This window comes from Corallococcus exercitus (assembly GCF_003611585.1).
GTDB lineage: Bacteria > Myxococcota > Myxococcia > Myxococcales > Myxococcaceae > Corallococcus > Corallococcus exercitus.
The window spans coordinates 1-7,548 of record NZ_RAVW01000446.1 but is presented as its reverse complement, the minus strand read 5'-3'; the positions used below and the strand labels follow the sequence as shown (position 1 = coordinate 7,548).

Sequence of the window (7,548 nt, the reverse complement as noted above, 5' to 3'; positions counted from 1 at the left end):
CGCCTGGAATCGGAGCGGAACATGCGTTTGAAGAGATTGGCCCCCGTCGTCGTGTCGCTGTGCTGCGCCACTGCTTCCGCCGAGTCGCGTGACAAGGAGGTCTACATCACCATCGGTTCGGAGGCGGTGACGGCGGTGCGCTCGTCGTTCCGCGCGGCCGCAAACGCGCCCACGCTGGTGCGCGAGGCGAACGGGGTGAGCGTGCTCAAGCTCACCGAGTCGCAGCTGGGCGACGTGTCCGCCATCATGCATGACCAGTATCACCGCTGCGCGGGCTTCATGGCGCACGACACGCAGGAGGCGGCGCTCGCGGCGCTCACGCCCGGGCAGCCCACGCAGTCGCTGGTGAGCTACACGCTGGACAACGCGGCGGTGGTCAACGGGCTGTTCTCGGGCCTCGAGGAGGCCAGCCTCCGCGGCACCATCGTGCAGCTGGCCAGCTACACGAACCGCTACTACAACAACTCCACGGGCGGCACGCAGTCGGCCAGCTGGCTCAAGAGCGCCTGGGAGTCCTACGCCGCCGGGCGCCCGGACGTGAGCGTGCAGCTGTACACGCACTCGGGCTGGACCCAGCCGTCCGTCATCGCCACCATCACCGGCGAGGTGTTCCCGGACGAGGTGGTGGTGATTGGCGGCCACCTGGACTCCATCAACATCACCGTCGGCTCCTCCAGCCGCCCCACCGCGACCGCGCCGGGCGCGGATGACGACGCCTCCGGTGTCGCCACCCTGTCGGAGGTCTTCCGTGTGGCGATGGCGAAGGGCTACAAGCCGGCGCGCACGGTGAAGTTCATGGCGTACGCGGCGGAGGAGGTGGGCCTCTACGGCTCGCAGGCCATCGCGCAGGCGTACAAGACCGCGGGCACCAACGTGGTGGGCGTGCTCCAGCTGGACATGACCAACTACCGCGGCTCCTCGTGGGATGTGACGCTCGTCACGGACAACACCAACGCGGCGCAGAACGCGTTCCTGGGCAACCTCATCGACACGTACACGGGCTACTCGCGCACCAACATCACGTGCGGCTACGGGTGCTCGGACCACGCGTCGTGGACCGCGCAGGGCTACGCGGCGTCCATCCCGTTCGAAGCGCAGATGAACAACGACAACCCCAACATCCACACGGCCAACGACACGCTGGCCAACAGCACGAACGGCGACGCCAGCAACGCGCTGAAGTTCGCGCGCATCGGCGCCGCGTACCTGGCGGAGCTGGCCAAGGGCGTCCTCCCGGGCCAGCCCACGGACACGCAGGCCCCGGTGGTTTCGCTCACCGCGCCCGCGAGCGGCGCGACCGTGAACGGCACCACCAACATCACCGCGACGGCCACCGACAACGTGGGCGTCAGCAAGGTGGAGTTCCTGGTGGACGGCGCGGTGAAGGGCACGTCCTTCTCCTCGCCGTACAGCTTCGCGTGGGACAGCCGCACGGTGGCCAACGGCAGCCACACGGTGGCGGCCAAGGCGCACGACAGCGCGGGCAACAATGCCGTCACGACGGCGCGGACGGTGACGGTGGCCAACGTGTCCACGTCCGGCACCTACGACACCACGCTCCGGACGGTGCGTTGCAGCGCGGCGGCCGCCACCTGCGACAGCGGCACGCTCTTCAACGGCCGCGGCACCATGGGCCCGGAGAAGAACACGCCCAACACGCTGCGCGGCACCTGCGGCGACGGCAGCGAGGGCACCTACAAGAGCGATGAGTCCGTGGAGGCCATCAAGGTGTCCACCGTGGACGGCTCCAACTTCGCCGCGGGCAAGCAGGTGAAGGTGGAGGCCAGCGTCTGGGCCTACGCCAGCCCGTCGTCGGACCGGCTGGACCTGTACTACACGGCCAACGCCACCGCGACGACGCCCGTCTGGACGCTGCTCACCACGCTCACCCCGACGGCCCCGGGCGCCCAGACGCTGTCGGCCACGTACACGCTGCCCTCCGGCGCCACCCAGGCCGTGCGCGCGCAGTTCCGCTACGGCACCGGCAGCCCGAGCAGCGCGTGCGTGTCCAACAGCTACAACGACCGCGACGACCTGGTGTTCACCGTCCAGTGAGCCTTGCGTCGGTGATGTGAAGTGACACAGGAGGGGATCCGGGGCACTCACCCGGGTCCCCTTCGTGCTTCAGGCCGCCTTGAGTCCTTCGATGGGCAGCTCCACCACGAACGTGGAGCCCAGGCCCGGCTTGCTGTCCACGGTGATGCGGCCGCCGTGCGCCTCCACCACCTGCCGGGCGATCCACAGCCCCAGGCCCAGGCCGCCGTAGTTGCGCCCGGGCACCGCGCGCTCGAAGCGCTCGAAGATGCGCGCGCGGTCCGCCTCGCTGATGCCAATGCCCTGGTCGCGCACGGTGAGGCGCGCGGTGCCGTCCTCGGCGGCCACGTGCACCGCGATGGGGCGGCCCTCGCCGTACTTCGCCGCGTTCGTCAGCAGGTGCGTCACCACCTGGTCGATGCGCAGCTTGTCGTACCGGCCCACGAGGGGCAGGCCCGCGTCCAGCGTCACCGTCACGCCCATCCGCGCCACCTCCTCGCGCAGCCGGGCCACCGCGTCGCCCACCACGGCGGTGAGGTCCACGTCGTTCAGCTCCAACGCCAGCCGGCCCGTGGTGAGCTGCGACACGTCCAGCAGCGTCTCCATCAGCGCGTGCAGCCGCTGCACCTGCCGGCCAGCGGACTCCAGCGGGCTCTTCGCGCGGCCCAGCGCTTCTTCCCCCAGGCTGCGCTCCAGCCGCTCCAGGTGCAGGCGGAAGGCGGCCAGCGGCGTCTTGAGCTCGTGGCTCGCCACCGCGAGGAAGTCGTCCCGGGCCTGGAGGCTCTCGCGCAGCGACTGGGCGAGCAGGTCCTGGCGCATGACCTCCCGGCGCATGCGCGACAGCTCCAGCATGGAGCGCACGCGCGCCACCAGCTCCCGGGCGCTGAAGGGCTTCACCAGGTAGTCGTCCGCGCCCGCCTCCAGCCCCTCCACCGCGGCCTCCTCACCGGCGCGGGCGGACAGCATCACCACGGGGACGGCGCGCGTGGACGGCAGCTCGCGCAGGGCGCGCAGCAGGCCGAAGCCGCCCAGCCGGGGCATCATCACGTCCGTCAGCACCAGGTCCGGCGCCCTCTCGCGCGCGGCCTCCAGCGCGGCCTGGCCGTCCGTCGCCAGCGTCACCTCGAACGACGGTGACAGCACGCGCTCCACGTACTCGCGCATGTCCGCGTTGTCGTCCACCACCAGCACGTGCGCCCGGTTCGTGCCCTCCCCTTCCGCCGGCCCCGGAGCGTCTGGCGCGAGGGGCGCAAGCTCCACGTCCGCCCAGCGCTCGGCCTCCTGGAGGAAGGGGCGCACGCCCATGGCGGTGGACTCCTGCTGGCGCGGGGCGAGCAGGCGGTCCGCGGGCAGGTGCGCGTGCCCCCGGGGAACGCGCACGGTGAAGGTGCTGCCCCGTCCCTCCTCGCTCTCCACGGACACGGCGCCGCCGTGCAGCGCCACCAGCTCGCGCACCAGCGCCAGGCCGATGCCGGTGCCTTCGTGGGTGCGGCTTCGCGCGTTGCGCACGCGGTGGAAGCGCTCGAAGAGGTGGGGCAGCTCCGCCGCGGGGATGCCCGTGCCCGTGTCGTGGACGCGCAGGACGACGTCCTGGCCCTGGACCTCCTGCCGCGCGGTGATGCCACCCTGGAAGGTGAACTTGAGGGCGTTGGAGAGCAGGTTGAAGACAACCTTCTCCCACATCTGCCGGTCCACGTAGACGGGCTCCGGCAAGGGCTCGCAGTCCACGCGGAAGGACAGGCCGGTGCGCTCGATGGCGGAGCGGAAGTGGCCGGTGAGGTCCTTCGTGAAGGCGGCCAGGTCCGTGGGCTCGAAGCTGGAGTCGATGCGGCCCGCCTCCAGCCGGCTGAAGTCCAGCAGCGTGTTCACCAGCCGCAGCAGGCGGCCCGCGTTGCGGTGGACGAGCTCCAGGTCCTTGCGCGCCTCTTCCGTCACCGGCACCTGCGCGAGCACGTCCTCCAGCGGCCCCAGCATCAGCGTGAGCGGCGTGCGGAACTCGTGGGAGATGTTGTGGAAGAAGGCCGTCTTCGCCCGGTCCAGCTCCGCCAGCGCCTCCGCCCGCTGGCGCTCCTCCTCGTAGGCCCGCGCGTTGCGCAGCGACACCGCCACCTGCGCGCTCAACAGCTCGCAGAAGGAGGCGTAGCCCTCGTCGAAGGCGCGGTTGGGCGACAGCGCGGTGACGAGCACCCCCAGCGGCGCGGCCGCCCCGGCGAGCGGCTGGAAGAGGAGCGTTCCCACCGGGTCCCCGAACGGCCCGCCCTGGAGCGCCAGGAGCGCCTCCAGCCCGTCGCGCCGCACCCGCTCGCCCTCGAGCGCGCGCAGGTACGGGGCCGCCTCCCGGAAGCCGGCGTCCAGCACGACCGTCTCCGGGCTGAGCGGACCGCCGCGCGCAAGCCCCACGGCCCCGCTCAGCGTCAGCGTCCGGCCATCCTCCGCGCGCAGGTAGAGCAGCGCGCACGGCACGTCCAGGGGATGATCCGCCAGCGCGTTCACCAGGTCGCTGCACGTCTTCGCCACGCTGCGCGTGTCCGACGCCTGGGCGGACAGGTCGCGCAACAGCCGCATGCGCCGCTCGCTCAGGACCTGCGGCGTCACCTCCGCGCACACCGCGAGCATGCCGCCGATGGCGCCCGTGTCGTCGTAGGCGGGCGCGTGGCTGACGTCGAAGTAGGACTCCTCGCGGTAGCCGCTGCGGTTCAGGAGCAGCCGGAGCGCGGGCACCCAGCTGGCGACGCCCGTCGTCATGGCCTCGCGCACCAGCGGCTCCAGCGAGTCCCACGCCTCCGCCAGCGTGGCCCGGATGTCCGTGCCCAGCGCGGCCGGGTGCTTGTCGCCAATCACCAGCGAATAGGCGTCGTTGTAGAACTGGGTGAGCTGGGGCCCCCAGGTGAGGATCATGGGGTAGCGCGACCCGAGCAGCGTCTTCACGAGCACCTTGAGGCTCGTGGGCCAGGAGGCCACGGGGCCCACCGGCGACGCGTCCCAGGCGTGCGCGCGCACCAGCGCGTGCATCTGGCTGCCGCCGGTGAAGAGGGTCTCCGGGGTCTGGGGCGGAACGTCCTGGCTCATCTCGGGCGCGGCTCCTGGACTCAGCGAGCCATGTCCCTATGACGGCTCCCAGACGGTTCCCACTGGAAAAATGCCCATCCGTCCGGAGCGGAGCACCCGGTCCCATGCCCGCGCGCCCTGCAGCCGCGAGGCGCAAGCCTCCGCGTCCCTTTCGTCCGGGCGCACGGCCGGCCGCCTGCTGGGGCACGGCTGGCGGGCTGTCCATCCCTGGCCGCACGCCTTACCTCGGTAGGGATGATGCCATCTCCCCAGGCCGAATCCCGGGTGCTGCGCGAGAAACATCCCACCGAGGGCGCCGAGCGCGGCCGGCTCTCACCCCGGCGTGAAGCCCTCCTCCAGGCGCGCATCAAGGACCTGTCGCTGCGGCTGGGGGGCACGCCCCTGGAGCGCTACATCGCGCAGCTCCATGCCGAACTCGAGGCGAAGGGGCTGTCCTTCAAGCCCCAGTGCTACCTGTCCGACGAGTGGGGCTGTCCCTCTGGCGTGCCCGTCATCGGGCTGCCCTTCTACCTGGCGGATCCGGACCTCTTGTCCATCGAGGCGGAGCTGGGGGGCAGCGCGGAGACGGAGGCCGAAATCCTCATGTACCTGCGGCACGAGGCGGGCCACGCGTTCAACTACGCGTACCGCCTCTACGACACGGACGAGTGGCGCCGCGTCTTCGGCGACTGGGGCCGGCCGTACCAGGACGACTACAAGCCGCGGCCCTTCTCGCGCCGGTACGTCTTCCACATCTCCGGCTGGTACGCGCAGAAGCACCCGGACGAGGACTTCGCGGAGACCTTCGCCGTGTGGCTCACGCCGGGCAGCGACTGGGCGAAGCGCTACCAGGGCTGGGGCGCGCTCAAGAAGCTCCAGTACGTGGAGGACATCGCGAAGCGCCTGGGCCGCACGACGCCGCCCGTGCAGCTGGCCCAGCCGGACTTCACCACCGAGGAGATGGAGGGCACCGTCCAGGACCACTACCGCCAGCGCGAGCTGGACGAGAAGGTGGACGTGGAGCTGCGAAACGCCTTCGACCACGCGCTGGAGGACATCTTCTGGGGCCCGGGCGAGGCGCCCGTGAGCGCGGCGACGCTGGTGCAGGCCGAGCGCCAGCGCCTCTTGTCCACCGTGGGCCACTACGCGGGGGTGAGCCGGGGCGTGGTGCGCGCGCTCGTGGATCACCTGGCGGAGCGCACCGCCGCGCTGAACCTCACCCTGCACCCGGACGACAGCCGAGAGGCGGCGATGCAGCTCGCGTCGCTCGTCACCGTCCTGGCGATGAACTACCTGCACACCGACCGTTTCTTCGAGGACTGACCATGCCCCTGAAGTCCCTTCGTATCGCCGTCCTCCACTACCAGGCCAAGGACGACGCGCCGGACCCCGTGGTGGCGCAGGTGAGCGCGGCCCTGCGCGCGGCCGGCCACGAGCCCACGGACGTGCGCGTGGACGAGAGCGTCTCCGACCTGGTGCGCCTCGTCACCCGCGCCCGGCCGGACCTGGTGTTCAACCTCTGCGAGACGTTCGCGGAGGACTACCGGCTGGAGGTCAACGTCGCGGCGGTGCTGGAGCTGGCGCGCGTGCCCTTCACCGGCTCCGGCACCGCGGGCCTGCTGCTCGCGCAGGACAAGGTGCTCACCAAGCAACTGCTCCAGTTCCACGGCGTGCTCACGCCCCGCTTCGCCACCTTCGACGGCATCTCCTTCCAGGCGAACGGCGACCTGTCCTTCCCGCTGGTGGTGAAGCCCGCGCGCTCGGACGCGTCCATGGGCCTGGGGGTGGAGAAGGACATGGAGGGACTGGCCCGGCGGGTGAAGAAGATCCGCGAGGAGTACGACGACGAGGCCCTGGCGGAGGAGTTCATCGAGGGGCGCGAGCTGTACGTCGGCGTGGTGGGCGACGCGGCGAAGCCGGAGGTGCTGCCGGTGGTGGAGCTGGACTTCGGCTCGCGGTGGAACCGCAAGCGGATGAAGATCGCCAACCGCGAGGTGAAGTTCGGCCCGGAGACGCCGGGCAGTCCGCACCTGGTGCTGCCCACGGACCTGTCGGACGAGCTGCAGGGCCGCATCGGCCGCGCGGCCATCACGGCGTTCCGCGCGCTCAAGCTGCGCGACTACGCGCGCATCGACTTCCGCGTGTCCAGCCGCACCAACGAGCCCTACCTCCTGGAGGTGAACCCCAACCCCTACCTGGAGACGCAGTGCGAGGTGGCCATGGGGGCGAAGCAGCTGGGCATCAGCTACGAGGCGCTCGTGCAGCGCATCGTGGAGACCGCGGCCCGGCGGCACGGCCTGGGGGTAGCGTCCAGGGCCACGCCCGGTGCGCCCGCCCGGGAGGCCGCGCCCGCCCCGCACTGAGGCGAACGCTCCCAGCTTCCTGTCTCCTGTCGCGACAGTGACGCCCTCCGGTCCCGGTCCCGGATTCCGGTGGCCCGGCCGGAGGCGTTGGCCTATGGGGGAC

4 protein-coding genes are annotated in these 7,548 nt (G+C 71.4%); 3 read left to right on the top strand and 1 reads right to left on the bottom strand.

What is annotated here, in order from left to right:
• Positions 1 to 21 precede the first annotated feature (21 nt).
• Positions 22 to 2,055, top strand: coding sequence for a M20/M25/M40 family metallo-hydrolase (locus D7W79_RS35255; RefSeq protein ID WP_120529705.1), 2,034 nt, complete (start codon positions 22 to 24; stop codon positions 2,053 to 2,055).
• 69 nt (positions 2,056 to 2,124) lie between these two features.
• Here D7W79_RS35255 and D7W79_RS35250 read toward each other — a convergent pair whose 3' ends face one another.
• Positions 2,125 to 5,103 (bottom strand): hybrid sensor histidine kinase/response regulator, encoded by a 2,979-nt coding sequence (locus D7W79_RS35250; RefSeq protein ID WP_120529704.1) that lies wholly within the window; start codon positions 5,101 to 5,103, stop codon positions 2,125 to 2,127.
• 234 nt (positions 5,104 to 5,337) lie between these two features.
• On the opposite strand from D7W79_RS35250, the gene D7W79_RS35245 reads away from it, so the two are divergent.
• Positions 5,338 to 6,405, top strand: a complete 1,068-nt coding sequence (locus tag D7W79_RS35245; RefSeq protein ID WP_244222145.1) for a putative zinc-binding metallopeptidase — start codon at positions 5,338 to 5,340, stop codon at positions 6,403 to 6,405.
• A gap of 2 nt (positions 6,406 to 6,407) precedes the next feature.
• Positions 6,408 to 7,445 (top strand): D-alanine--D-alanine ligase family protein, encoded by a 1,038-nt coding sequence (locus D7W79_RS35240; RefSeq protein ID WP_120529702.1) that lies wholly within the window; start codon positions 6,408 to 6,410, stop codon positions 7,443 to 7,445.
• Positions 7,446 to 7,548: the final 103 nt, after the last annotated feature.

Excerpts from the sequence above, each read along its gene's own strand:
- D7W79_RS35255 (WP_120529705.1), top strand. The coding sequence starts at position 22 with ATGCGTTTGAAGAGATTGGCCCCCGTCGTCGTGTCGCTGTGCTGCGCC.
- D7W79_RS35245 (WP_244222145.1), top strand. The coding sequence starts at position 5,338 with ATGATGCCATCTCCCCAGGCCGAATCCCGGGTGCTGCGCGAGAAACAT.
- D7W79_RS35240 (WP_120529702.1), top strand. The coding sequence starts at position 6,408 with ATGCCCCTGAAGTCCCTTCGTATCGCCGTCCTCCACTACCAGGCCAAG.
- D7W79_RS35250 (WP_120529704.1), bottom strand. The coding sequence starts at position 5,103 with ATGAGCCAGGACGTTCCGCCCCAGACCCCGGAGACCCTCTTCACCGGC.